Source organism: Rhizobium sp. NZLR11, assembly GCF_019685115.1.
Lineage (GTDB): Bacteria > Pseudomonadota > Alphaproteobacteria > Rhizobiales > Rhizobiaceae > Rhizobium.
Map to the genome: position 1 here is coordinate 280,705 of NZ_JABDWD010000006.1, position 23,297 is coordinate 304,001.

The following is a 23,297-nucleotide window of genomic DNA, read 5'->3' on the forward strand; positions in this document are numbered from 1 at the left end:
GCTTGCAAAGGCTCGGTCGGTTAAATCGCCGTAAGGTGAAGGGTTTGGGCGTCGCTATCCGGTCAGAGTTCGCGCAGGACGGGCGCCGCCTTCTGTCCGAGGATCCGCCAGGTGCCGATGAGGCCGATGCCGACGGTGAGGACGAGCGCGGTCACCAGCGTCAGCCCCGCCACATCGGGCAGGAAGGTCGAGGGCAGGCGCATGATGCGGGCGACGATGAACCAGGCGGCAACGCCGCCGGCGATCAACGCGAAGATTGCGGTTGCCAGCCCGAGGATCAGATATTCGTAGCTGAAGGCGCGGATCAGCATGGCGCGGGTGGCGCCAAGCGTCTTCAGCACCACCGCGTCGTGGGTGCGCGCCCGGTTTCCGGCGGCAAGCGCGCCGGCCAAGACGAGGATCGAGGCGATGAGAGCAACGGAGGCGGCGGCGCGAATTGCGGTCGCAAGCTCGCCGACCAGCTGGTTGACGATATCGATCGCGTCCTTGACGCGGACGCTGGTGATCGTCGGATAGGTGTTGGTGACGGATTTCAGGATCGCCGCATCTTCGGCCGGTGTCGAGGAGGGATCAGTGAGGGTCGCCAGCCAGGCATGCGGGGCGCCGCGGAAGGTGTTCGGCGAGAAAACCATGACGAAGTTGATCGACAGCGATTCCCATTGGACGCGGCGCAGATTGGCGATTTTCGCGGTAATATTGCGGCCGAGCACGTTGACGGTGATCTTATCGCCGATCTTCAGGCCGAGTTCATGCGCCTCTTCCGACGAGAAGGAGACGAGCGGCTCGCCGCTGTAATCCTTGCCCCACCAGTTACCTTCCGTGAGGGCGGCATTCTCCGGCAGGGTGTCGGCATAGGTGATGCCGCGATCGCCGTTCAGCACCCAGCGGCCGGCGGCCGGCACGTCCAACTTGGTGACATCTTCGCCGTTGAAGGCGACGATCCGGCCGCGCAGCATCGGCACTTCAACGAGCTTGCCCTGCGGCGCCTGCGCCTTGACGAGATCGCGGAAGGCGTCGACCTCGGCGCTCTGGATATCGACGAAAAAGAAGTTCGGCGCGCCTTCGTTCATGCGGCCGGTCAGCTGCCGACGCAGGTTGCCGTCGATCAAGGTCAGCGTCACCAGCAAAGCCAGGCCGAGGCCGAGCGAGAGCACGACCGAGGGCGTCAGCGCGCCGGGGCGATGGATGTTGCCGATTGCCAGCCGCAATGCCGGCGAGTTGACGCGCGGGCTGCGGCGCGCAAGCCAGGCGATCAGCGCGGCGACAAGGCGAAGGGCGACGAAGGCAAAGACGATCGCGCCGACGAAGACGACGGCGATGAAGCGGTCATAGGCGGTGACGATGGCAAGGCCGGCAAGGGCGGCCATGAACAGCGCGGCCAGCAGGATGTAGGGCCAGGAGGGCAGGCGGCGGGCCTCGAAACCCTGCTCGCGGAAGAGTGCCGTCGCAGGCACTTCGCGGGCGTGGCCGAGCGGCAGGATGGCGAAGGCGAGTGTCGTCAGGATGCCGAAGAGCGTGGCAAGCAGCAGGGCGCCGGGATAAAGGGTCGGCGCAGTCGAGACCGGCAGGAACTGCGCCAGGAACTGCGCGGCGAAGATCGGCGACAGGGCGCCGATGACGAGGCCGATCAGGATGCCGCCAAGCGCGATGATGGCGATCTGGAAGAGATAGATCAACACGACGACCTGCGCCGGCGCACCCAGACATTTGAAGGTGGCGATGGTGGTGCGTTTGGAATCGAGAAAGGCGCGCACGGCATTGGCGACACCGACGCCGCCGACGATCAGCGCGGTCAGGCCGACCAGCGTCAGGAACTGCGAGAAACGGGTGATGTTTTCGGTGAGCGAGGGTGCGGCGCGGTCGCTGGTGCGAACAGCCCAGCCGGCGGAGGGGAATTCCTTGGTGGCGCGCGCCTGAATGCCCGACATCGCGCCCTTGTCTTCCAGCCGGATCTTGTAGGCATGTTCGACTAGGCTTCCCGTCTGGATCAGCCCGGAGGCTGCGAGCGCCCGGCGGCTGACGAGCAGGCGCGGCGCAAAGCCAAAACCCTCCGACAATGCATCCGGCTCGGTTTTCACCGTGCCGGTGATGCTGAGCTTGACGGTGCCGAGCAGCAATTCGTCGCCGACCGCAAGCCCGAGCCGATCGAGAAGCAATGGGGCTGCGACCGCACCATAGGTGCCGCCTTGGCCTGAAAGCAGGGCTGCGAGCGGATAGTCCGGCTCGGCCACGAAGCGGCCGTAGAGCGGGTAGGCGTCATCGACGGCCTTGACCTCGACCAGCGCCTGATCGGAACCGTCAGGCTTGCGGGCCATCGAGCGCAGGCCCGTCGAGACCGAAACGGTGCCGAGGCCGTCGAGGAAGCCCATTTCCTCGGGCGTCGCCTCGCGATTGTTGAGCTCGAAACGCACGTCGCCGGCCAGCAGCTCCTGCCCCTGCGAAGCGATCGTGTCGGTGATCGACTGCGACACGGAATTGACCGCGGCGATCGCACCCGTGCCGAGGGCGATACAGGCGAGGAAGATGTAGAAGCCGCGAATGCCGCCGCGCAGCTCGCGGAGCGCCAGGCGAAAAGCGAGCGAGACGCGCGGCGTGATGATCCTCATGCGATCGCCGCCTCGTTGTGGCGGGCGGCGCTGTCGCCTTCGATCCTGCCGGAGCGGACGCGGATCTGGCGCGAGCAGCGGTTTGCGAGCGAGACGTCATGGGTGACGAGCAACAGGGTCATGCCGCGTTCGGCCTGCTTGGAGAACAGCAGGTCGGCGATCTGGCGACCGGTCTCGGTGTCGAGATTGCCTGTGGGTTCATCGGCGATCAGCAGGGCCGGAGAGGGGGCAAGCGCCCTGGCGATCGCCACGCGCTGCTGTTCGCCGCCGGAAAGCTGGCCGGGATAATGGTTCAGCCGTTCACCGAGGCCGACCGATTTCAGCTCGCGATGGGCGATCTCGAAAGCGTTGCCGACATTGGCGAGTTCCAGCGGCACGGCAACGTTTTCCAGCGCCGTCATGTTGGCGATCAGGTGGAAGGACTGGAAGACGATACCGATGTTGCGGCCGCGGAAATCGGCGACCTGATCCTCGCTCAGCGTATGAAGCGGCGTGCCGTTGATGTTGATTTCGCCGCTGTCGAGTTTCTCCAGCCCGGCAAGCACCATCAGCAGGGTCGATTTGCCGGAACCGGACGGGCCGACGATGCCGACGGATTCGCCGGCGGAGACATCGAGATCGATGCCCTTCAGCACATGCACGGAGGCGGCTGCACTGCCGAGGGTCAGATCGGCGCCCTTCAACTCGATGATGGTTTTTGCCAACAGAAATCGCCCTATATAAATCCATAATCGAATGGCCGCATAACAGCACTTCGCCAATCTAGGGAAGCCAGAATGAGATTTAAAGTTGCCGCGCTTCAATTCACCGTCATTGCCGTCTCGCTGGTCTTTGCCGTTGCAGCGGATGCCCGAACGATCAATCTCGTTGGTTTCGGGGACAGTTTGATGGCGGGCTACCAGCTGCCGCCCGGCGACGGCTTTCCGGAAAAGCTGCAGGCGGCCCTGAAGGCGAAGGGGCTCGACGTCGCCGTTGCCAATGCCGGGGTCTCCGGCGACACGACGTCAGGGGGGCTTGCTCGCATCGACTGGTCGATACCTGACGGCACCGATGGCGTCATATTGGAGCTTGGCGCCAATGATGCGTTGCGCGGCATCCCGCCTGAGGAAAGCGAGAAGAATCTCGATCAGATGATTGCTCGGCTAAAGGATCGCGGGATTGCCGTTTTGCTTGCCGGCATAATGGCGCCGCCGAACATGGGGGCGGATTATGCGGCGCGGTTCAATCCGATTTACCAGAGGCTTTCGGAAAAACACGGACTTCCGCTCTACGCGTTCTTTCTCGACGGTGTCGCGCTGGATCCAGGGCTTAAACTCGAAGACGGCATGCATCCGAATACGAGAGGTGTCGAGATCATGGTCGGGAAGATGGAGCCCGCCGTCACAAATTTCGTCGAAGCGATTTCTTCTGTGAAGAAATAGGGGCTTGCGCGGTCGTTGATTGCGTGATTCCGTGTGAGCATCTGCAAAAGATTCGGGGAGTGCTCGTTATGCCGAGACTTTTTACCGCCCTCGAAATTCCGCGCAATGCGGCGATGAGCCTTTCATTGCTGCGCGGTGGCCTCCCCGGAGCACGATGGATCGATGTGGAGAATTACCACATCACCCTGCGCTTCATCGGTGATGTTGACGGCCGCACGGCTGATGAAATCGTAGAACGACTCGACCGGATCGACCGGCCGGAATTCCAGTTCCGGCTCGAAGGCATCGGTTCCTTCGGTTCGAAGAAACCGCATTCGGTCTGGGCCGGTGTTTCGCAATCGCCTGAAATGCATGCGCTGCAGGGTGAGATCGAGCGCATCTGCCAGCGTATCGGCCTGCCGCCGGATCCGCGCAAATTCATGCCGCATGTGACGCTGGCGCGGCTTAAATCGTCGCGGCTCGACGATGTCGTGCAATATCTGGCGGGACGCGGCAACTTCCACACCGCAAGTTTCACCGCGCCGCGCTTCGTGCTGCTTTCGTCGCGCGAATCGGTCGGCGGGGGGCCTTACCTCACCGAGGAAGTGTTCCCTCTGCACGAGGCGCGCTCGACGCCTAGCGTTTCGAGCAGGCTGCTGCAGCCGGTCAAGAGCCTGGTATAGACCAGCTCGAAACCTTCCGGGCCGCCATAATAGGGATCGGGAATATCCTCTCCCGTTCCAAGCGCGGTATCGCCGAAAAGACGGATGGTTGCCTCAGGCCGGCGCGATCTTTTCGAGCGCCGCCACATTATCGCGGTCCATGGCCAGGATCAGATCGAAATCCCTGAAATCGCTGGAGCGGATTCGGCGGGCGCGTTGCCCGGATATATCGATCCCGTGGCTTTTCGCCGTGGCGATCGACCGCCGGTCAGGCGGCTCGCCTTCATGCCAGCCGCCGGTTCCGGCGGAATCGATCGTGAAGCGGCCACTCAAATCCGCCTCGGCGGCGACGTGGCTGAAAATTCCCTCCGCCAGAGCATGATGCCGAAAAGTGTAAGCGGTTTTCGGACGACATCATGCTCTAACTCTTTAATGTAGAACAGGATTCAGATTTTAGGCCGACCCGGCCTAAAATCATCCTGTTCTAGCGGAGAACGGCATATATTGCCCATGCAAACGAAGAGGATGCTGATGCGTTTCATCGGTAGACCTGTCGGACACACAGGAGGAGCATGGCATGAAAATGGAAAGACTGGAACGGACGGCGGTCGAGGCGCAACTGGCGGGGCTTGCGGGCTGGGCGCTCAATGATGCGGCCTCTTCGATATCGAAGAGCTTCAAGTTTGCAAATTTTATCGAGGCTTTCGGCTTCATGACGGAGACGGCGATCACGGCCGAGAAGCTCAACCACCATCCTGAATGGTTCAACGTCTATTCCAGGGTGGATGTGACGCTGAACACGCATGATGCCGGCGGACTGACGGAGCTGGATTTCAAGCTCGCCAAGGCGATGGAGAAGGTTGCGTCGCGACGCGGCGTTTGAAAGCGGGGCCGATTGAAAGGGGTCGATTGAAAGAGTGGGCGCCATCACCATATGTTCGCTTGGACGAAAGGAGGCAGGGATGAACGACGTCAAATTCGGGGAAATCCTGTTGCCAGGCGACGAGGACACCCAGAGCCGACGGGAAAAGACCATACGGCAGAAATTCTGGCCGACTTTCCGGCGGGCTGTGCGGCAAATTCCGTTCTCACGCGATGTCGTCGCCGGTTTCTACTGCGCGCTCGATCCGCAGACGCCGACGAAGGTGCGCGGCGTGCTGCTCGCAGCGCTTGCCTATTTCGTCATGCCGATCGACATAATCCCGGATGTTTTCGCCGTCATCGGCTTTTCCGACGACATCGCCGTGCTCTCGGCGGCCTTCGCCATGGTGCGTGGCCATATCCGCCCGGGCCACTACGAGGCGGCCGACCGCGTTCTGGCCGACCGGACCGAAGAAACGATGAAGACGATCTAAGCCATCTCGCGTTCCAGCACCTTGCGGAGCTTGCCGAAGGCAAGCCGGATTCGCGACTTCACCGTGCCGAGCGGCAGCCCGGTCGCTTCGGCGATTTCCGAGTGCGATTGACCGAGGAAGAAGGCGGCGCGCAGCATATCGCGCTGCTCCTCCGGCAATTGGCCGACGGCGGCGCGTATCCTGGCGTCGCGATCGTCGTTGGCGACGATTTCCTCCGCGCCGATTTCGGCCGGCGGCTGCAGAGCCGGATCGGTTTCATCGAAGATGCGGGTATTGACGCGGCGCTGCATGTCGATGCGGCGATTGCGGGCAATGCGGAAAAGCCAGGTCGAGAGCGAAGATCGCGTGGCATCGTAGAGATCTGCCTTGTGCCAGAGCACGATCATGGTCTCCTGAACCAGTTCCTCGGCCTCGCCTGAGGTCATCTTCTGGCGCATCAGCCAGGCTTTCAGCCGGGGTGCGAAATAGTCGAACAGGATGGAAAAGGCCTGCTGGTCGCGACCTCTGGCGACGGCCTTTGCAAGGGCAGCGAAACGCTGTCTTTCCTCGGCATCCATGTCCCCTCACCAGCCCCCCTGCGCAATAAATTCGTATCGGATTTCCAAGTCTTAATGAGGTACAACGGATTTGGGAAAGGTCAAACTCTTGCCTGAATCTTTGTGTCTTAAATTCAGCGGAACGGACGGCCAGTACCATCGGGACACGGTGTTGCAGCCGATACCGTCAAAGGGTCGAAAATTGACACTCGAGCTGAAATGACACAGGCACATACAAATCGCGGCTATTGTTGACCATTTGGTAACCTGAATTAAGTCAAAATAAAGCAGATCGTGATTATGCGGCGCCCGCTATGATCGCTTCGGGCCTTGATCGCAAGAACCGGCAGGAATCCATGTTTGTAAAAAGTATCGTATCCGCTCTCGCACTCACCCTTGTTATGGCCGGAGTTGCGGCAGCGCAACAGGCCGCCGCGCCGAACCGCATCCAGCAGTTCCAGGCATGGGGCGCCTACTCCTACAAGTCGGGCAATAGCACCGTGTGCTATGTGCTGTCCGTTCCGACGGCAAAGCAGCCGGCAAGCGTTGACCACGGCGACAACTTCTTCATCGTCTCGCAGCGTCCGGGCCAGAACATCTCCTACGAACCGCAGGCGATGATGGGCTACACGGTGAAGGAAAATTCGAAGATCAACGTCGTCATCGACAACAAGACCTTCGTGATGTTCACCAAGGACAAGGCCGGCTGGGTCGAGAATGCGGCGCAGGAGCCAGCCCTCGTCGCGGCGATGAAGACCGGTCATTCGATGACGGTGAATGCCGTTTCGCGCAAGGGCACCGGCACCTCCTACAGCTATTCGCTCTCCGGCATCTCGGCTGCGCTGAAGCAGATCGAAAGCTGCAAGTAAGCAGCCTTTCCCACCGCAGAATTTCGAGAGGGGCCGGCCTTGCGCCGGCCCCTCTCGATTCCATCTAAAGCGCAGCGGGATCTTTCAGATTCGCTTTCCACGCTTTAGGTCTTTGGTTTCCACATGTCGTTGTCGCAAAACCGCCGCACAGTTTTGCGCGACACGCTATGTAGTGACGGGCGGGCAAAATGATGCTAAAGCCGGCCCAACAGCGGATAGATCGCGATCAGTCGCCGTTCCGCCATTCAATTTTTGCCGATCTGCCGTCATGCGTCCGCAAGTCTTCCGGTTCACCCTGAAGCATGCGGGCTCGCAGGGGCAGGACATGTTTGAATTCGGGATGAATGCTTATGTCCGTCATGGATGCGATCGTTGTTAGCAAGCCGCAGGCGCACACCTCCGCCAGCCTCGAAAAGCCGTCTCTGATCGGGCTGTCGCGCGAGGAGATGGGGGCGGTACTCCGGGAAACGGGAGTGGCTGAGAAGCAGATCAAGATGCGCGTCGCGCAGCTCTGGAACTGGATCTATGTGCGCGGCGTCTCCGATTTCGACCATATGACGAATGTCGCCAAGGATATGCGGGAGATGCTGAAGCAGCATTTCACTATCGAACGTCCGGAGATCGTCGAGGAACAGGTCTCGAACGACGGCACGCGCAAATGGCTGCTGCGTTTTCCCCCGCGGGGCGCGGGGCGCCCCGTCGAGATCGAAGCCGTCTATATTCCGGAAGAGGGCCGCGGCACGCTCTGTCTTTCCAGCCAGGTCGGCTGCACGCTTACCTGTTCCTTCTGTCATACCGGGACACAGCGGCTGGTGCGGAACCTGACGGCAGAGGAAATTCTGTCACAGCTGCTGCTTGCCCGTGACCGGCTCGGCGACTTCCCGGATCGTCAAGCGCCGCAGGGAACGATCATGCCTGCCGAGGGCCGCAAGGTCAGCAACATCGTGATGATGGGCATGGGTGAGCCGCTCTACAACTTCGACGCCGTCAAACAGGCATTGCTGATCGCCACGGATGGCGACGGCCTGTCGCTGTCCAGGCGCCGAGTGACGCTTTCCACCTCCGGTGTCGTGCCGGAGATCTTCCGCACCGGCGATGAGATCGGCGTCATGCTGGCGATCTCGCTGCATGCGGTGCGCGACGATTTGCGCGACATTCTCGTGCCGATCAACAAGAAGTACCCGCTGAAGGAGCTGATCGAAGCCTGCCGAACCTATCCGGGCCTTTCGAACGCACGGCGGATCACCTTCGAATATGTGATGCTGAAGGATGTCAACGACAGCCTGGAAGATGCCAAGGGGCTGATCAAGCTCTTGAAAGGCGTGCCGGCGAAGATCAACCTCATTCCATTCAATCCCTGGCCCGGCACCAATTACCAGTGTTCCGACTGGGAACAGATCGAGAAGTTCGCCGATTTCATCAATTCGGCGGGTTACGCCTCGCCGATCCGCACGCCGCGCGGCCGCGACATTCTTGCCGCCTGCGGCCAGCTGAAATCGGACTCCGAACGTATGCGCAAGACCGAGCGCCTGGCCTTCGAGGCGATGATGATTGCCAATCACGGCGCCGACGACTGATCAGCAGGTTTGATCCTTGCTACAATTCTCCGCGATTGATTTCAGGGCGCCCCTTTCCTAAAACTGGCGCCAAAATCAATCAGGAGGATACAAATGCGCTCGATTTTACTCGCTCTTGCCGCCAGTTTGGCCCTTTCCCTGCCCGCAAAGGCTGACAATGTGACCGTTGCCGTGACGGCGATCGTCGAACATCCGGCGCTGGATGCAGCCCGGAAGGGTGTTCTCGATGCGCTGACGGCCGCCGGCTACAAAGAGGGCGAGAACCTGAAATTCGTCTTCGAGTCGGCGCAGGGCAATCCGGCGACGGCAGCCCAGATTGCCCGCCAGTTCGCCGGCGACGAGCCGAATGTCATCGTGCCGATCTCCACGCCATCGGCCCAGGCGGTCGTCTCCTCGACGCGCGATATCCCGGTCGTCTTCACGGCCGTGTCGGATCCGCTCGGCGCCCAGCTCGTCAAGAATATGGACAAGCCCGGCGGCAACGTCACCGGCCTTTCCGACATGTCGCCGGTCGCCGAGCACATCGCGCTGATCAAGGAAATCCTGCCTGATGTGAAAACCATCGGCTATCTCTACAATTCCGGCGAGGCGAACTCCGTTTCGCTGCTGGCGGTGCTGAAGACCGAAGCCGAAAAGGCCGGCCTGAAGGTTGTGGAATCGGCCGCCACCAAGTCGGCAGAGGTTCAGGGTGCGGCACGCGCGCTCGTCGGCCGCGCCGATGTGATCTACATCCCAACCGACAACACCATCATCTCGGCGCTCGAAGGCGCCGTCGCGGTTGCCGAGGAGAGCAAGCTGCCGCTCTTCACCGCCGATACGGATTCGGTTTCGCGCGGGTCGATCGCCGCCCTCGGCTTCAACTATTACGATGTCGGCAAGCAGACGGGCGAAATCGTCGTGCGGGTGCTGAAGGGCGAAAACCCCGGTGATATTGCGGTCAAGACCGCCGCCGGCAGCGATCTCGTCGTCAACAAGGCTGCTGCGGCCAAGATGGGCGTCACCCTGCCGCAGAGCGTGCTTTCCCGCGCCACTAAAGTCATCGAATAAGCAACGCGGCTGCTGCCATCGGTCAAGTTTTACAGCCGCTCTCGTTCCACACGAGAGTGGCTGATGCTATTGGAAGCTTGAATGTTTCGCACGCATGCGAAACGGAAACGGAAGAAAAGGGGCGGAAGCCTTGAGCCAAATCGCATTCTGGGGGGCCGTCGAGCTCGGCCTGGTCTATTCCTTCGTCGCTCTCGGCGTCTATCTCGCTTTCCGTGTTCTGGACTTTCCCGACCTGACGGTCGACGGCTCCTTTCCGCTCGGCGCGGCGGTGACGGCGGTGCTGATCATCGCTGGTCTCAACGCCTGGCTTGCGGCCTTGGTCGCGATGGCGGCCGGTGCGGGTGCGGGCATGGTAACGGCGCTGCTCAACGTGCGCTTCAAGATCCTCAACCTGCTTGCCTCGATCCTGACGATGATTGCGCTGTTTTCCGTCAATCTGCGCGTGATGGGCAAACCCAATGTCGCCCTCATCAATGCCGACACGATGATCAGCCCATTCTTCGGCCATGATCTTCGCGATTTCTACGTGCGGCCGCTATTCGTCGGCGTTCTCGTCGTCATCGCGCTCATCGTGGTCTGGCGCTTCCTGGAAAGCGATGCCGGGCTGGCGATGCGGGCGACCGGCGCCAATGCGCGGATGGCGCGGGCCCAGGGCGTCGATACCAGCCGGCAGATCTATCTCGGCATGGCGATCTCGAATGCGCTGGTGGCGCTCGGCGGCGCATTGTTTGCCCAGACGAACGGTTTTGCCGACGTCACTTCGGGCGTCGGCACAATCGTCGTCGGTCTCGCCGCGGTCATCATCGGAGAGACTCTGCTCGGGCGCCGCGGGCTGCTGATCGCGTTGATCGGCTGCGTGCTCGGCTCGATCCTCTATCGCATCGCGATCCAGCTGGCGCTATCCAGCGACGTCATCGGCCTGCAGGCATCCGACCTCAATTTCGTGACGGCGGTATTGGTGACCGTGGCGCTCATCCTGCCCCGTCTTCGCGGAGGTGCCGCATCGTGATCAGCGTCAAGGACATCAAGGTTGTTTTCGGGCGCGGCACGCCGCTGCAGAAGCAGGCGCTGAACGGCGTCAGCCTGACCATAGAACAAGGCTCCTTCGTCACCGTCATCGGCTCCAACGGCGCCGGCAAATCGACTTTGCTCGGCGTGCTCGCCGGCGATGTCCTGCCGAGCGAGGGGCAGGTGCTGATCGGCAAAAACGAGGTGACGCGCAAGTCGACGGCATCACGCGCCGGTCTGGTTGCGCGTGTGTTCCAGGATCCGCTGACGGGAAGCTGTGGCGCTTTGTCGATCGAGGAAAATCTCGCTTTGGCTGCCAGTCGGGGCAAGAAACGTGGGCTTGCACCGGCGCTCGGCGGTAGCAGGCGCGACTATTTCCGGGAGCGGATCGCCGAACTCAATCTCGGGCTCGAAAACCGGCTGAAGGACCGCATGGATCTGCTCTCCGGCGGGCAGCGCCAGGCCGTTTCGCTCGTCATGGCGACGCTTGCAGGCTCGGAAGTGCTGCTGCTCGACGAACACACGGCAGCGCTCGATCCCGGGATGGCGGAGTTCGTGATGAACCTCACACAGAAGATCGTTACCGAGCGCAAGCTGACGACGATGATGGTGACGCATTCGATGCGTCAGGCGCTGGACTACGGCCACCGCACGATCATGCTGCATGGCGGCGAGATCGTTCTCGACGTGGCGGGCGACAACAGAAAGAACCTGCAGGTCGAGGACCTGATCGCGATGTTCCGCAAGATGCGCGGCCAGACGCTCGATGACGATGCTTTGCTGATCGGATAAACCGACAGCGTGCTGATCGGCAAGCGCCGACGGCGTGCTGATCGGCTAAGGCGACGGCGTGATCGGCTAAGGCCGACCGTGAGCGGATCGTTTCGCGACCGCGGATTGGCTGATCATCTGGCTTGGGTGAGCAGGATCTTCGCCGCGAAGATCGAGAAGACGCCGGCGAAAGTGTAGTCCATGCCGCGCAACACCTTCTTGTTGGTTTGCAGCCAGGAGGCCAGCCAGTCGGCAGCAAAGACGACGCTGGCATTGACCGGCATGCCGATCAGGATGAAGCAAAGCCCGAGGAAAAGCAGCTTCTGCGTGACGGCTGGATCGCCGGCGCTGACGAATTGCGGCAGGAAGGTCATGAAGAAGATAATGACCTTGGGGTTCAGAAGATTGACCCAGAAACCCGACGAGATGTTGGAAAGCGCCGTGCCTTTCTGCTCCTCGACCCTAGCGACGGTGAGCTTCGCGCCAAAGCGGATCGCCTGCACGGCCAGCCAGAGCAGATAGGCGGCACCGCCGGTCTTCAGGATCAGGAAGGCGGTCGGCGAGGCGGTGATCAGCGCCGAAATGCCGAAGGCGACCAGCATGGTGTGAACGACGATGCCAAGGCTGGTGCCGACGACGACGAAGAGAGCCGCCTTCTTGCCCTGGGCCAGCGAACGGCTGATCGACAGCGTCATGTCTGGGCCCGGGGTCGCCGCGAGCAACAGCGTCGCGGCGGCAAAGGCGAGAAGGGTCGACAGGCTGGGCAGGAAATCCATGGCACACTCTGTAAGCCGGAAAGATCCGACGATTTCTTACTCGGCTTCCAGAAAATTACCAATCAAACCTTGGAATAGTATCGATCACTTCTGTTCCAGGAACGCTTTGAATTTGTCGCCGTAGTCCTTGTGCCAGCGCGACAGTGGCGGGCGGTTCTCGACGATGTCGCCGGCAGCCCAGAGCATGCGACGCTCATCGACCGTGCGTGCCACGTCATTGTCAGGGCAGAGGATATAGAAGTCGCCGCGCTCGAGGCTCTCGACCATGAAATCGACGGTCTGCTCCGGTGTCCAGGCGGCAGGCGGTTTTTCGATGTGGCTGCCCTGGGTCAAGCCGGTGAAGACGAAGCCGGGGATGAGAAGGTGCGCGGAGATCTTTCCGCCGCCGATGTTGCGAAGTTCGTGTTCGAGCGCTTCGGTAAAAACTTTCACGCCAGCCTTGGAAATGTTGTAGGCGGGGTTGCCGGGCGGCGTCGTGATGCCCTGCTTCGAGCCGGTGTTGATGATCAGGCCTGGCTCGCCATGCGACAGCATCTTCGGGCCGAAGGTGCGCGTGCCGTTGATGACACCCATCAGGTTGACGGCGAAGATATTGTCCCAGTTCGCCTGCGGGCTGAAGATCGAAGTTTCCGGGCCGATGCCGGCATTGTTCATCAGCACGTGCACGCGGCCGAAACGCTGGAGCACGGCGCGTTCGAGCGCCTCCAGCGAGTCCTTGGCCGCGACGTCGGTCTCGACCGCCATCACATTTTCCTCGCCGGCGATGGCCTTGAGTTCGTCGGCGGAGTTGGCCAGCCGATCACCGCCGAGATCGGCGATGATGACGCTCATGCCGCGTCCGGCGAAATATTTCGCTGCCGCCAGGCCGATGCCGGAAGCGCCGCCGGTGATGACGGCAACATTGGACTTCTTGAAAATGTCTTGAATATTCGTCACGGCTCAGTCTCTCCAGGAGCGTTGTTCGGACGCAGGCGAATATGGGCTCCGCTTTCGCGCTGTCAAACGCTATCGCCGCCGGTGGCGCCGCACTTGCCCTTGCGTCACGCGCCAATCTCGCTAAAAGTGCCGCGACACCGGGTTTTCGCCGGCCTTTTATGCAACGGACCTCATCATCATGGCATCGTACAAAGACGTGAAGAAAGTCGTTCTCGCCTATTCCGGCGGCCTCGACACCTCGATCATCCTGAAGTGGCTGCAGACCGAGCTCGGCGCCGAAGTCGTCACCTTCACCGCCGATCTCGGCCAGGGCGAAGAGCTGGAACCGGCGCGCAAGAAGGCCGAGATGCTCGGCATCAAGGAGATCTACATCGAGGATGTGCGCGAGGAATTCGTGCGCGATTTCGTCTTCCCGATGTTCCGTGCCAATGCCGTCTATGAGGGCGTTTACCTGCTCGGCACGTCGATTGCCCGGCCGTTGATTTCCAAGCATCTGATCGATATCGCCCGCACGACGGGCGCGGATGCGATCGCGCACGGCGCGACCGGCAAGGGCAACGACCAGGTCCGGTTCGAATTGTCCGCCTATGCTTTGAACCCCGACATCAAGATCATCGCGCCGTGGCGCGACTGGGCGTTCAAGAGCCGCACCGACCTGCTTGCCTTCGCCGAGCAGCATCAGATCCCGGTTGCCAAGGACAAGAAAGGCGAGGCGCCGTTCTCCGTCGACGCAAACCTGCTGCATTCCTCCTCCGAGGGCAAGGTGCTCGAGGACCCCTCTCAGGAAGCGCCGGAATATGTGCATATGCGCACCATTTCGCCCGAGGCGGCACCCGACAAGGCAACGGTGATCAAGGTCGGCTTCGAAAAGGGTGACGCGGTTTCGATCAATGGCGTGCGGATGAGCCCGGCGACACTCTTGGCGACACTCAACAATTACGGCCGCGACAACGGCATCGGCCGTCTCGACCTCGTCGAAAACCGTTATGTCGGCATGAAGTCGCGCGGCATCTACGAAACGCCAGGCGGCACAATCCTGCTCTCGGCGCACCGCGCCATCGAATCGATCACGCTCGACCGCGGTGCTGCCCATCTCAAGGACGAGATCATGCCGCGCTACGCCGAGCTGATCTATTACGGCTTCTGGTTCTCGCCGGAGCGCGAGATGCTGCAGGCGCTGATCGACAAGAGCCAGGAGCATGTCGAGGGCGAAGTGACGCTGAAGCTCTACAAGGGCAATGTCATGGTTATCGGCCGCGAAAGCGAAAAGTCGCTCTATTCCGACAAGCTCGTCACCTTCGAGGACGATCAGGGCGCCTACGACCAGAAGGATGCGGCTGGCTTCATCAAGCTCAACGCGCTGCGCCTGCGCACGCTCGCCAAGCGCAACCTCACGAAGTAATCACGCTTCGCCTGCACACCGGATATGGCCCCGCCGGCATCGCCGCGCGGGCTTTTTCGCGGAATGAGGTAGCAAACCAGCAACTCTTAGAGCGTCTGGATGACCGGATTTGCGCAAGGAGCAGTAGTTGGCCCGGGGTGAAGGAATGACCGTTACGGGGCCGACTGCCGACCGTCCGCTGTTAGCATACCCGACGAGAAAACGGACATTCGGGCACTCCGCGCCAAGGTCTGGGAATGGCCCAAAGCCGTCGCTAATCATTGCTCTGCAGGCAATAATTTTGGATGTAAGCCTGTCGGTTGAGCGCCTGCTGTGTTCACTGAGCCTCCAGCATTTCAGCAGCCTTTGTGTATCCGCCGCCCATTCCGTCGAGGAAATGAAGATGAGAGCCCTTGTTGCCGGAAGGTACCAGGCAAGTCATGAGCGCGTGGGACTGCCGGTGTAGCCCAAACCTGATGTCACCACGATTTCTGGCGCGGACAAGCAGAGCTTCGACCACTCCGATCTGTTCGGCCGTGCAATCCAGCGTCAAACGTAGAACGTCGTCGTATCTGCGATAGTCCGAATTCGCGACGACATCGGCCCATGCTGCGCCGCTGAGATAGTCTTCGACGTCCTGCGTGATGACGATGTCGTTAGGTACCGGGTGGGAATGTCGCTCTCCTGTGTCGAAAACCGCCACGATTTGCTTGGCAAGCTTCGCGAACATCGTGGACCTCGAATGGTCGCAGGGTTCCACGAGGAGGGAAAGTATTTCGCCGCTCCGGCTGTGGATCGGTGCCCATTCGCAAGTCAGGCCGCTCAGGTTCGCGGAGGTGTCCGTGACGTTGTCGGCGATCCCATACTTTCCGGATTTGATCTGCCGATCAGCCCAGTTAAGTCCGCCGCCAGCAAACATCGAATAGATAGCAGTTTCGGATGCTGAGAATCGAGCAGTACGGACATCTTTACCCCCTGCACGGATTTCTCTCACCGAGACCAGGCCAGCCCGGAGATCAAGCTGGAAGACGTCGCGGACGTGTCCAACGGTCTGCCGGAGCGCCGCCGTCGCTGTTTCCAGTCTGTCGGGATGGAAGGCGAACGCGGCACCGTCGCCTCGAAACACGAATGGGAAATCGAAGCTGTTCCAGGCGTTCCCCAATGCCGCGATGGCCGATGCGCCCGCGTAATTAACGTCCTTGTAGCGTCCCGCATTCACCGCAGAAGTGGAGTTCACGACATCCGTAATCCCGACAAGCCATTCGTCAGGCAATGGCTGGTAGATCGTCGTGTCAAGCAACTCGGCAAAATCATGATAGGCGTGACGTTTAGTGCTGAATCTGAACATTGCATTTCCTCCAGACATTTCGACGTCGCTGTTTGTGCGGATGGCTTGACAGCTCGATGATTGTTGGGTCTGCCCGTTAAACCGGACAGACCCAAAAGGTCGCGCTTAGATGAGATTGGTGACGACGTCGATATTGCCGTGCGTTGCCTTCGAATAGGGGCAAATGCCGTGGGCGGCATCGAGCAGCTCGCGAGCAATCACCGGGTCGATGCCGGGGACGCTGACATTGAGGCGGGCACTGAGGAAAAAGTTGCCATCGTCATTGTTCAGATCGATTTCAGCGTCGACTGATATCCCGGCAGGGAGCTTGATCTGTTTTCTGGAGGCCACCAGTTCGATGGCTCCCATGTAGCAGGCGGACCAGGCGGCTCCGAACAGGTTTTCGGCGGCAGGATGCGGCTGCTTCATCTTGATGTCCAGAAAGCCATCGGCGCTGCGAGCACCGCCATCGCGGCCATTGGTGTTGTGTGTCTTACCAGTGAAGAGAACCTTGGAGGTCATGGCGAAATTCCTTTTGGTAGCTGTTGATGATTGAGCGTCTGCACCGCTGTGCTGACCAAAGACCTACCTCGCCGAGTCCGGGATCGCACGTTATGCGTTGCTAGCTGTTAATAGCTGCGATTAACGGCACACGAGCACCGCATAAGCGAAGCCCGTCCACACGGGGGGCTCGCAGGCCAACGGATGCTGCTTCCGATAAGCATCGGGCCGTTATCAAGATCTCACAACACCTAACGTGTGAACTCCACGTCCCCAGCGTACCCCTTGAAGCAGCACAGTCGTGCAGACGTTCAACCTGTTTCCAAGGAGAATGATCATGACCGCTATCAAGACTGACGTTATCGACGAGGATCGCCGTCGCCTTCTGGCTGCTGCAGCGTCCGGCATTGCTGCCCTGGGCATCGCAAGTTTGCTTCCCGCGGGTTCGACTGCCGCAACGGAATCCGATGCCATCCGCCCGTTCCGGGTGAACGTTCCAGAGGCTGATCTCGCCGACCTTCGCTATCGCCTTGCTCACACCCGCCTCCCCGAAAAGGAGACAGTCAGCGATTTCTCCCAGGGTGTACCGCTCAAAACCACCAAGCAGTTGCTCGATCACTGGCAGAACAAATACGACTGGCGCAAGGTCGAAGCCCGGATCAATGCCGTGCCGAATTTCATCACCGAGATCGATGGGCTGGACATCCATTTCATCCATGTTCGTTCCAAGCACGAGAACGCGCTTCCTCTGATCGTGACCCACGGATGGCCGGGCTCGATCATTGAGCAATTGAAGATCATCGGGCCGCTCACCGACCCGACAGCCTACGGTGGCAGTGCCTCGGATGCATTTCACATCGTCATCCCGTCGATGCCAGGATATGGCTTTTCCGGAAAGCCTGATGCGACCGGCTGGGGACCAGAACGGATAGCGACGGCATGGATCACTCTGATGCGGCGTCTGGGCTACAAGCAATTCGTTGCGCAAGGCGGCGATTGGGGCGCAGTCGTGACCGATATGATCGGTGTGCAGGCTCCTCCGGAATTGCTCGGCATCCATACCAACATGCCAGGAGCGATCCCCAACGACATCAACAACGCATCCTTTGTCGGAGCCCCTGCTCCAGCAGGGCTGTCGGACGAAGAAAAAGCCTCCTACGACCAGCTCGTCTCCTTCTACAAGAATGTCTACTACGCATTTCTGATGGGCACGCGTCCCCAGACCCTCACGGGCTTGTCGGACTCACCCATCGCACTCGCGACCTATATGCTCGATCATGACAGGGCGAGCCTGGCGATGATCGCACGATCATTCGACGGCCAGGATGAGGGTGTGAGCCCTGACGATGTCCTCGACAACGTGACGCTGTTTTGGCTGACAAATACCGGCGTATCCGCCGCGCGGCTCTATTGGGAGAACAAGCTCGTATTCTTCGCTCCGAAGGGCGTCAAGGTGCCGGTCGCAGTCAGCGTCTTCCCAGACGAACTCTACCAGACGCCCCGCGCCTGGGCCGAGAAGGCTTATCCAAACCTGGTTCACTACAACAAGCTTCCGAAGGGTGGACACTTTGCAGCATGGGAGCAGCCGAAGCTCTTCACAGACGAGGTCCGTGTCGGCTTTCGCAGCCTGCGGAAGTCCGGCTGATCTTATCAGGCGAGCGCCCCAACCGGCGCTCGCCGCTCAAGGGATATGTCCATGAACAACACCATGCATCTGATCTACACGGCAATCACCGAAACGACAGGCGGGCGTCAGAACGGGATCGCCCGCAGCACCGACGGCGTGCTCGACATCAGGCTTTCAGAACCCGGTTCGGCCCGAATCGGCACCAATCCCGAACAGCTCATGGCTGCCGCCTGGTCGGCGAGCTTCGCAAGCTCCATGGCGAAGGTCGCCAGAGAGACCGGAGTGAACCTTCCCGCCAACGTCAAAATTCATGCCGAAGTCGATCTGTCATCGGACGACGATCAATCAATCCTCGGCGTTCGGCTCGCCATTCAACTTCCCGGTTTGGAAAGAGACGTCGCTTCCTCTTTGATCGAAGAGTCGCGGCGGATATGTCCTTTTTCCAGGGCTACACGGGGCAATGTCGAGGTCGTATTCAGGATCGGGTGAGAGCGCGCTGCGGCAGTATTCGTCCTCAATAGCCTCAGCAGTGCGATTGGAGTATAAGGAGCCAGTGGGGACGGCTGGGGCAAAGCCATGAACATAGGCGGCGACGTTAAAGCGGAGGAGTTATCCTTCGGTCCGTTCCGTTTGAGTGTCGGCCAACGGCTTCTCGCGAAGGACGGGGTTCCGATAAACCTCGGGGCGCGTGCACTGGACTTGCTGGTCGCTCTCACCCTCGCTCCCAATGTCATCGTCAGCAAGCAAGACCTGATATCCCGCGTCTGGCCTGATGTCATCGTCGATGAAGGCAGCCTGCGTTTCCACATGACAGGCCTGAGGAAGGCGCTGGGCGACGGTCACGATGGAGCACGGTACATCACCACTATTGCCGGACGGGGCTATTGTTTCGTCGCGCCAATCTCACGATCCGGTCTCCTTCGACAAGTCTCCGCCGAACTCGATTTCCGTTACGCTATTCTGCCGGGCCGACCGGATCGCATGGTCGGCCGAGAGCAGGATGTTCTCGCGCTGACCGAAAAGCTGATGGCCTCGCGAATGGTCACCATTGTCGGCGTCGGCGGTGTCGGAAAGACGACCGTCGCCACGGCAGTTGCGCATCACCTCGCTCCCACATTCAAGGGAGCAGTCCTGTTTGCCGATTATGGCATGGTGAGCGATCCGGCTCTAGTCGCGGCCGGGATCGCCTCGATGCTTGGTTTGTCCGTCAGCTCCAGCGATGTACGTCCCAGTTTGATTGCCTACCTCCGCGACAAGCAAATCATGTTGATACTCGATACCTGCGAGCATCTGATTGATGCCATTGCTGATCTCGTGGCCGCCATTGTCGAAGCCGCCCCTCAGGTCTTTCTGCTGGCAACAAGTCGCGAGGCGTTAAGGATCGAGGCCGAAAGCGTCTACCGGCTAGATACCCTCGCTTTCCCCCCGGATGACCTGGAACTTACGACCGACACGATACTTGCCTTTCCAGCGACTCGGCTGTTCGTCGAACGGGCTGCGGCGAGCGGTGCCAATCTCAATCTCAGCGACCAGGATGCCCGCGTCGTCGCGAGTATTTGCCGAAAACTCGATGGTATGGCGCTTGCGTTAGAACTCGCCGCCAGACGCGTCGAGAGCTATGGCCTCCTTCAGACCGCCAAGCTGCTCGATCAGCATCTGACATTGGGGTGGGCGGGATCGCGAAACGCACCGCCGCGACAAAGGACCCTACAGGCGACGCTCGACTGGAGCTTTGGACTTCTAACAGACCTGGAGCGCACGGTGCTCCGGCGGCTTGCCGTTTTTGTCGGCGACTTCACCCTCGACGCCGCGCTGGAGGTCATTTCCACAGCGGACATGGCGCCCTCGGCCATATTCGAGGCACTGGACAATCTGGTCGCCAAGTCTCTGCTCGCAACGCGGCCGGCAGGGGCGACGATGCGCTACCGCTTGCTGGATACGACACGTGCCTACGCGCTCCATGCGCAGACGGACGAGGACCGCGCCGGATTGAATGCGCGTCACGCGACCTATTGTCAGCGTTGGCTGGAGCAATTCGGACCGGATTGGCCGACGCTTTCTACGGGGCCTGAGCGATTGCCGTATTTCGTGAGCATCAACAACGTGCGGGCGGCACTGGAATGGGCGTTCGGGGAGCATGGCGATATCGACGTCGGCATCAGGCTTGCGGCTGCTGCTGTACCTGTGTTCCAGGTGATGTCACTTTTCCCGGAGTGCCAGCGATGGTCGGAACGGGCGGTTCTTGCACTGGATGAGGCGTTCAGGGGAGGCGTCGAGGAAATGCACCTACAAGCCGGTCTGGGAATTTCCCGGATGTATCTGCAGGGAGGCCGCGAGACACCGCAGATCGCTCTTGGTCGCGCCCTCCATATTGCCGAGGACCGGGGGAACACGCTCGACCAGTTGCGCATACTAGGTCCGTTGCACATGTTCAGCCTTCGGATAGGAGATTTTAACGCCGCTCTTGATTATGCCCGGCGATGTTCGGCAATCGCCGCCACTCTTGATGACGCCGCCACTGTCGAACTGGCGCACTTCTTCCTCGGCAATTCGCTGCACTTTACCGGTGATCTTCGCCACGCCCGCACCGAACTCGAAGCGGCTACAAGAAGCGAACATCAGCCACAACGAACACCTGCAAGCTACGTCGGCTTCGAGGGAAAGCATCTCGCTGGCGGAATTCTTGCACGGAACCTTTGGCTACAAGGCTACCCGGAGCAGGCCGACGTCCAAGCGCGACAGGCGATCAGCGATGCCGCTAAGTTGGATCACTCGCTGACACTCTGCATCGCACTGCTTGGAGGCATTGCAGTCTTCCTATGGCGGGGCGACGTGCCGAGTGCCGAGGAACACATTGAATGGCTGGTCTCCCGTGCGGGGCTACACAACCTGTCTCCCTACGTGTCGGTGGCTCGGGGCTTCGAAGGCGAACTGGCCATCCGTCGGGGACAGGTGAAGCTGGGGATCGAGACACTCAGACGATGCATCGAGAAGCTTCATGCATCCACCTACGAGGTGTTCACGACGATGCTGGAGCTGTCCCTTGCAAAAGGACTGGCACTGATCGGAGAGCGCGAGGAAGGGATGGCCCGGATCAACAAGACCATCGAACTTGTCGAGAGGAACGGCGACCTTTGCTATATGCCGGAGCTGCTGCGCGTGAAGGCGGGTTTGCTGTCGATCAATTCCGCAACCGACGCCGAGGCTTGCTTGGTCTCGTCTTTGGAAAGAAGTGCCAGCATGGGTGCACATGCCTGGGAGCTGCGGGCAGCAACCGATCTGGCCGCACTGATGGCCAGCGACGGTAGGTTACGCGAGGCTCGGGTACTGCTGACGCCAGTGTGTGAGAGATTTGAAGAGGGTATGGACACGACAGACGTGATGGCCGCAGACACACTACTACAAAACCTGTCATAACCTCGCGAGTAACTGAAGTGGCTGCTTTTGGTGCACAGGGGGACGGAGACCGTGCCCAAGACGATGTCCGCTTTCAGGAAGCTGCGAAGCCGCCCTCTATGGTCGACATGGGCGCGCAAAGCGGCCTTATCCTTCTAAAGCGAAAAAGTTCGCTTAGGGCCGAAAGCCGCTCCGCTTTTCGTGCTAATGCAACCACCCTTGACGAATGCCTGCGATTGCCTAGTCTGCAACATCATCCTCCGGAGCATTTCCATGACGCAGTCTTTGCTCTTCGGCGCCTTTCTGGCGGCGCTCTTCTACGTGCTCATTCCGGGACCCGCCTTCCTGCAGCTGCTCGGCATCGGCGCCGGGCAGGGCCGCAAGGCCGGCGCCTTCTTCATGATGGGGCATCTGGTCGGGGATCTCATATGGTCGTCGCTGGCGCTGATCGCCATCGTCGGCGCAAAGACGATCGGAACCTTCGTCTTCGACCTGCTCGGCCTTGCCTGCGGTTTCTACCTCGCCTGGATCGGCTGGAGCGCTGTCAATGCCAAGCCGAAAGCGGAAGGGCAGGCGCTTGTTGTGGTCGAGCGGCCGTTTCGCCGCGGTCTGATTTTCGGCGTCACCAATCCGAAGGGTTATCCGGTGGCGCTCGCCACCTTCACTGCACTGGTTGCCGGCTCGGCCGGCGCGCTCGATTTCGAGGCGTTGCCGGTGCTGCTCGGCGTGTCGTTCGTCGGTTTCGTGACTGCCGACATCATCCTGATCGGCATCATCGGCGCCGGTACGGTACGGCGCTTCTATCGCGCCCATGAGCGATTGATCGTGCGCTGCTCCGGCGTGCTTTTTATGGGATTTGCCGCCCAGGCGCTCTGGCACGCAACGCCCGGCCTGCTCGGTTGGCGCAAGGCTTAAACGCAATCAGGCATTCAGGAAATTGACGATCGATTTCAGTGTCTGGACCTCGCCAGAATCGCCGATCGACATGGCGATCTGCAGCTGGTTCTTGTAATAATCGAGGAAATTGAAGCTGGTGCCGTCGGTGACGCTGGAGAGATCGACGATGTTGCCGAGTGGATCGATCGCATGCATCGGCAGCGGTTCGGAAATCGCGGCGTAGGTGTTCTGATCGATCAGGCCGCTGTCGAAACTCTGGCGTGCGTAATTGCGCAGTTCCCCAGGGCTGACCGCGGTGAAATCCGGGCCTTCGCCAACTTCGTCTTCGATCTGGAACGAGGCCGGGGCGGGAGCTCTGGTCTCGATTTCAATATCAGAGGTCTTCGAACTTTTTGCGTTATTAGGATTGTTTTTAAAAAGCAAACTCTGAGAAGACCGCACAGAAAAAATTTCCATGGCGCATGTCCCCTTACAAGAAGAACATGAGGAACGTAGCGCTTACGCGTGATTCGCGTCAATCGTTAACGATTGGTTAATTTTCACGTATCAATTGTTGTCCACCAGATTTGATAGGCGAGCCAAAAAGACCCTTCCGGCAACATACCAATTCTCTGACGGCTCTCCT

At 60.4% G+C, this 23,297-nt stretch carries 22 protein-coding genes and 1 pseudogene; 14 read left to right on the forward strand and 9 right to left on the reverse strand.

All coding sequences use genetic code 11. The features are described 5' to 3' along the window. Positions 1-62 precede the first annotated feature (62 nt). Positions 63-2,606: an ABC transporter permease gene (locus tag HJB83_RS13365; protein ID WP_207582146.1), complete on the reverse strand. Its 2,544-nt coding sequence runs from the start codon at positions 2,604-2,606 to the stop codon at positions 63-65. Continuing rightward, positions 2,603-3,310, reverse strand: a complete 708-nt coding sequence (locus HJB83_RS13370; RefSeq protein WP_221131657.1) for an ABC transporter ATP-binding protein — start codon at positions 3,308-3,310, stop codon at positions 2,603-2,605. The genes HJB83_RS13365 and HJB83_RS13370 overlap by 4 nt, the downstream gene beginning before the upstream one ends. Positions 3,311-3,382: 72 nt before the next feature. On the opposite strand from HJB83_RS13370, the gene HJB83_RS13375 reads away from it, so the two are divergent. Further along, positions 3,383-4,027, forward strand: coding sequence for an arylesterase (locus HJB83_RS13375; protein ID WP_221115461.1), 645 nt, complete (start codon positions 3,383-3,385; stop codon positions 4,025-4,027). A gap of 68 nt (positions 4,028-4,095) precedes the next feature. Beyond that, positions 4,096-4,689: an RNA 2',3'-cyclic phosphodiesterase gene (thpR, locus tag HJB83_RS13380; RefSeq protein ID WP_207582144.1), complete on the forward strand. Its 594-nt coding sequence runs from the start codon at positions 4,096-4,098 to the stop codon at positions 4,687-4,689. Here the strand turns inward: thpR and HJB83_RS13385 are convergent. Then, positions 4,596-5,043 (reverse strand): annotated as a pseudogene (locus HJB83_RS13385) (low molecular weight protein-tyrosine-phosphatase). The gene thpR and the pseudogene HJB83_RS13385 overlap by 94 nt on opposite strands. Before the next feature lie 202 nt (positions 5,044-5,245). Here HJB83_RS13385 and HJB83_RS13390 point away from each other — a divergent pair. Then, positions 5,246-5,551, forward strand: a complete 306-nt coding sequence (locus HJB83_RS13390; protein WP_207582143.1) for a 4a-hydroxytetrahydrobiopterin dehydratase — start codon at positions 5,246-5,248, stop codon at positions 5,549-5,551. A 79-nt stretch (positions 5,552-5,630) separates the two neighbouring features. Continuing rightward, positions 5,631-6,023 carry a YkvA family protein gene (locus HJB83_RS13395; RefSeq protein ID WP_221115462.1) on the forward strand — a complete coding sequence of 131 codons (393 nt, stop codon included), beginning with the start codon at positions 5,631-5,633 and terminating at the stop codon, positions 6,021-6,023. On the opposite strand, the gene HJB83_RS13400 is transcribed toward HJB83_RS13395, so the two are convergent. Then, positions 6,020-6,580 carry a sigma-70 family RNA polymerase sigma factor gene (locus tag HJB83_RS13400; protein ID WP_221115463.1) on the reverse strand — a complete coding sequence of 187 codons (561 nt, stop codon included), beginning with the start codon at positions 6,578-6,580 and terminating at the stop codon, positions 6,020-6,022. The two genes, HJB83_RS13395 and HJB83_RS13400, sit on opposite strands and share 4 nt — an antisense overlap. Positions 6,581-6,915: 335 nt before the next feature. Between HJB83_RS13400 and HJB83_RS13405 the strand changes: the two genes are divergently transcribed. The 5 genes from HJB83_RS13405 to HJB83_RS13425 all read left to right on the forward strand — a co-directional run bounded on the left by HJB83_RS13405 (position 6,916) and on the right by HJB83_RS13425 (position 11,852). Then, on the forward strand, positions 6,916-7,428 hold the full coding sequence (locus HJB83_RS13405; RefSeq protein WP_007632470.1) for an invasion associated locus B family protein: 513 nt from the start codon (positions 6,916-6,918) through the stop codon (positions 7,426-7,428). Positions 7,429-7,778: 350 nt separating this feature from the next. Then, positions 7,779-9,005 carry a 23S rRNA (adenine(2503)-C(2))-methyltransferase RlmN gene (gene rlmN / locus HJB83_RS13410; RefSeq protein WP_207582140.1) on the forward strand — a complete coding sequence of 409 codons (1,227 nt, stop codon included), beginning with the start codon at positions 7,779-7,781 and terminating at the stop codon, positions 9,003-9,005. Between the two features lie 93 nt (positions 9,006-9,098). Then, positions 9,099-10,052, forward strand: a complete 954-nt coding sequence (locus HJB83_RS13415; protein WP_207582139.1) for an ABC transporter substrate-binding protein — start codon at positions 9,099-9,101, stop codon at positions 10,050-10,052. A gap of 130 nt (positions 10,053-10,182) precedes the next feature. Further along, complete coding sequence (locus tag HJB83_RS13420; protein WP_221131658.1) at positions 10,183-11,061, forward strand: ABC transporter permease; 879 nt, start codon at positions 10,183-10,185, stop codon at positions 11,059-11,061. Further along, positions 11,058-11,852: an ABC transporter ATP-binding protein gene (locus HJB83_RS13425; RefSeq protein ID WP_207582137.1), complete on the forward strand. Its 795-nt coding sequence runs from the start codon at positions 11,058-11,060 to the stop codon at positions 11,850-11,852. Before HJB83_RS13420 ends, HJB83_RS13425 begins: the two co-directional genes overlap by 4 nt. Before the next feature lie 113 nt (positions 11,853-11,965). Here HJB83_RS13425 and HJB83_RS13430 read toward each other — a convergent pair whose 3' ends face one another. Next, on the reverse strand, positions 11,966-12,607 hold the full coding sequence (locus HJB83_RS13430) for a LysE family translocator (RefSeq protein WP_221115467.1): 642 nt from the start codon (positions 12,605-12,607) through the stop codon (positions 11,966-11,968). A gap of 84 nt (positions 12,608-12,691) precedes the next feature. Next, a complete protein-coding gene (locus tag HJB83_RS13435; RefSeq protein ID WP_221131659.1) occupies positions 12,692-13,543 on the reverse strand; it encodes an SDR family NAD(P)-dependent oxidoreductase in 852 nt (283 codons plus the stop codon). Positions 13,544-13,721: 178 nt separating this feature from the next. On the opposite strand from HJB83_RS13435, the gene HJB83_RS13440 reads away from it, so the two are divergent. Continuing rightward, positions 13,722-14,945: an argininosuccinate synthase gene (locus HJB83_RS13440; protein ID WP_221131660.1), complete on the forward strand. Its 1,224-nt coding sequence runs from the start codon at positions 13,722-13,724 to the stop codon at positions 14,943-14,945. A 316-nt stretch (positions 14,946-15,261) separates the two neighbouring features. Here the strand turns inward: HJB83_RS13440 and HJB83_RS13445 are convergent, their stop codons facing one another. Beyond that, positions 15,262-16,272, reverse strand: coding sequence for a DUF3095 family protein (locus tag HJB83_RS13445; protein WP_207582134.1), 1,011 nt, complete (start codon positions 16,270-16,272; stop codon positions 15,262-15,264). 105 nt (positions 16,273-16,377) lie between these two features. Beyond that, positions 16,378-16,773, reverse strand: coding sequence for an Ohr family peroxiredoxin (locus tag HJB83_RS13450; protein ID WP_012759338.1), 396 nt, complete (start codon positions 16,771-16,773; stop codon positions 16,378-16,380). A 316-nt stretch (positions 16,774-17,089) separates the two neighbouring features. Between HJB83_RS13450 and HJB83_RS13455 the strand changes: the two genes are divergently transcribed. From HJB83_RS13455 to HJB83_RS13470, 4 genes are all read left to right on the forward strand, one after another. Beyond that, on the forward strand, positions 17,090-18,397 hold the full coding sequence (locus HJB83_RS13455; RefSeq protein ID WP_130707887.1) for an epoxide hydrolase family protein: 1,308 nt from the start codon (positions 17,090-17,092) through the stop codon (positions 18,395-18,397). A gap of 51 nt (positions 18,398-18,448) precedes the next feature. Then, positions 18,449-18,868: an Ohr family peroxiredoxin gene (locus HJB83_RS13460; protein ID WP_012759336.1), complete on the forward strand. Its 420-nt coding sequence runs from the start codon at positions 18,449-18,451 to the stop codon at positions 18,866-18,868. Positions 18,869-18,955: 87 nt separating this feature from the next. Then, positions 18,956-21,796, forward strand: coding sequence for a winged helix-turn-helix domain-containing protein (locus HJB83_RS13465; protein WP_207582133.1), 2,841 nt, complete (start codon positions 18,956-18,958; stop codon positions 21,794-21,796). A 252-nt stretch (positions 21,797-22,048) separates the two neighbouring features. After that, positions 22,049-22,690: a LysE family translocator gene (locus tag HJB83_RS13470; protein ID WP_024320406.1), complete on the forward strand. Its 642-nt coding sequence runs from the start codon at positions 22,049-22,051 to the stop codon at positions 22,688-22,690. Between the two features lie 6 nt (positions 22,691-22,696). On the opposite strand, the gene HJB83_RS13475 is transcribed toward HJB83_RS13470, so the two are convergent. After that, positions 22,697-23,128 (reverse strand): hypothetical protein, encoded by a 432-nt coding sequence (locus tag HJB83_RS13475; protein ID WP_207582132.1) that lies wholly within the window; start codon positions 23,126-23,128, stop codon positions 22,697-22,699. Positions 23,129-23,297: the final 169 nt, after the last annotated feature.

Bases quoted from the DNA above. Each gene is read 5' to 3' on its own strand.
- HJB83_RS13445 (WP_207582134.1), bottom strand. From the start codon at position 16,272: ATGTTCAGATTCAGCACTAAACGTCACGCCTATCATGATTTTGCCGAG.
- HJB83_RS13405 (WP_007632470.1), top strand. From the start codon at position 6,916: ATGTTTGTAAAAAGTATCGTATCCGCTCTCGCACTCACCCTTGTTATG.
- HJB83_RS13475 (WP_207582132.1), bottom strand. From the start codon at position 23,128: ATGGAAATTTTTTCTGTGCGGTCTTCTCAGAGTTTGCTTTTTAAAAAC.
- HJB83_RS13375 (WP_221115461.1), top strand. From the start codon at position 3,383: ATGAGATTTAAAGTTGCCGCGCTTCAATTCACCGTCATTGCCGTCTCG.
- HJB83_RS13465 (WP_207582133.1), top strand. From the start codon at position 18,956: ATGAACATAGGCGGCGACGTTAAAGCGGAGGAGTTATCCTTCGGTCCG.
- HJB83_RS13430 (WP_221115467.1), bottom strand. From the start codon at position 12,607: ATGGATTTCCTGCCCAGCCTGTCGACCCTTCTCGCCTTTGCCGCCGCG.
- HJB83_RS13415 (WP_207582139.1), top strand. From the start codon at position 9,099: ATGCGCTCGATTTTACTCGCTCTTGCCGCCAGTTTGGCCCTTTCCCTG.
- HJB83_RS13400 (WP_221115463.1), bottom strand. From the start codon at position 6,580: ATGGATGCCGAGGAAAGACAGCGTTTCGCTGCCCTTGCAAAGGCCGTC.
- HJB83_RS13450 (WP_012759338.1), bottom strand. From the start codon at position 16,773: ATGACCTCCAAGGTTCTCTTCACTGGTAAGACACACAACACCAATGGC.
- thpR (WP_207582144.1), top strand. From the start codon at position 4,096: ATGCCGAGACTTTTTACCGCCCTCGAAATTCCGCGCAATGCGGCGATG.
- rlmN (WP_207582140.1), top strand. From the start codon at position 7,779: ATGTCCGTCATGGATGCGATCGTTGTTAGCAAGCCGCAGGCGCACACC.
- HJB83_RS13390 (WP_207582143.1), top strand. From the start codon at position 5,246: ATGAAAATGGAAAGACTGGAACGGACGGCGGTCGAGGCGCAACTGGCG.
- HJB83_RS13440 (WP_221131660.1), top strand. From the start codon at position 13,722: ATGGCATCGTACAAAGACGTGAAGAAAGTCGTTCTCGCCTATTCCGGC.
- HJB83_RS13460 (WP_012759336.1), top strand. From the start codon at position 18,449: ATGAACAACACCATGCATCTGATCTACACGGCAATCACCGAAACGACA.
- HJB83_RS13395 (WP_221115462.1), top strand. From the start codon at position 5,631: ATGAACGACGTCAAATTCGGGGAAATCCTGTTGCCAGGCGACGAGGAC.
- HJB83_RS13455 (WP_130707887.1), top strand. From the start codon at position 17,090: ATGACCGCTATCAAGACTGACGTTATCGACGAGGATCGCCGTCGCCTT.
- HJB83_RS13470 (WP_024320406.1), top strand. From the start codon at position 22,049: ATGACGCAGTCTTTGCTCTTCGGCGCCTTTCTGGCGGCGCTCTTCTAC.
- HJB83_RS13365 (WP_207582146.1), bottom strand. From the start codon at position 2,606: ATGAGGATCATCACGCCGCGCGTCTCGCTCGCTTTTCGCCTGGCGCTC.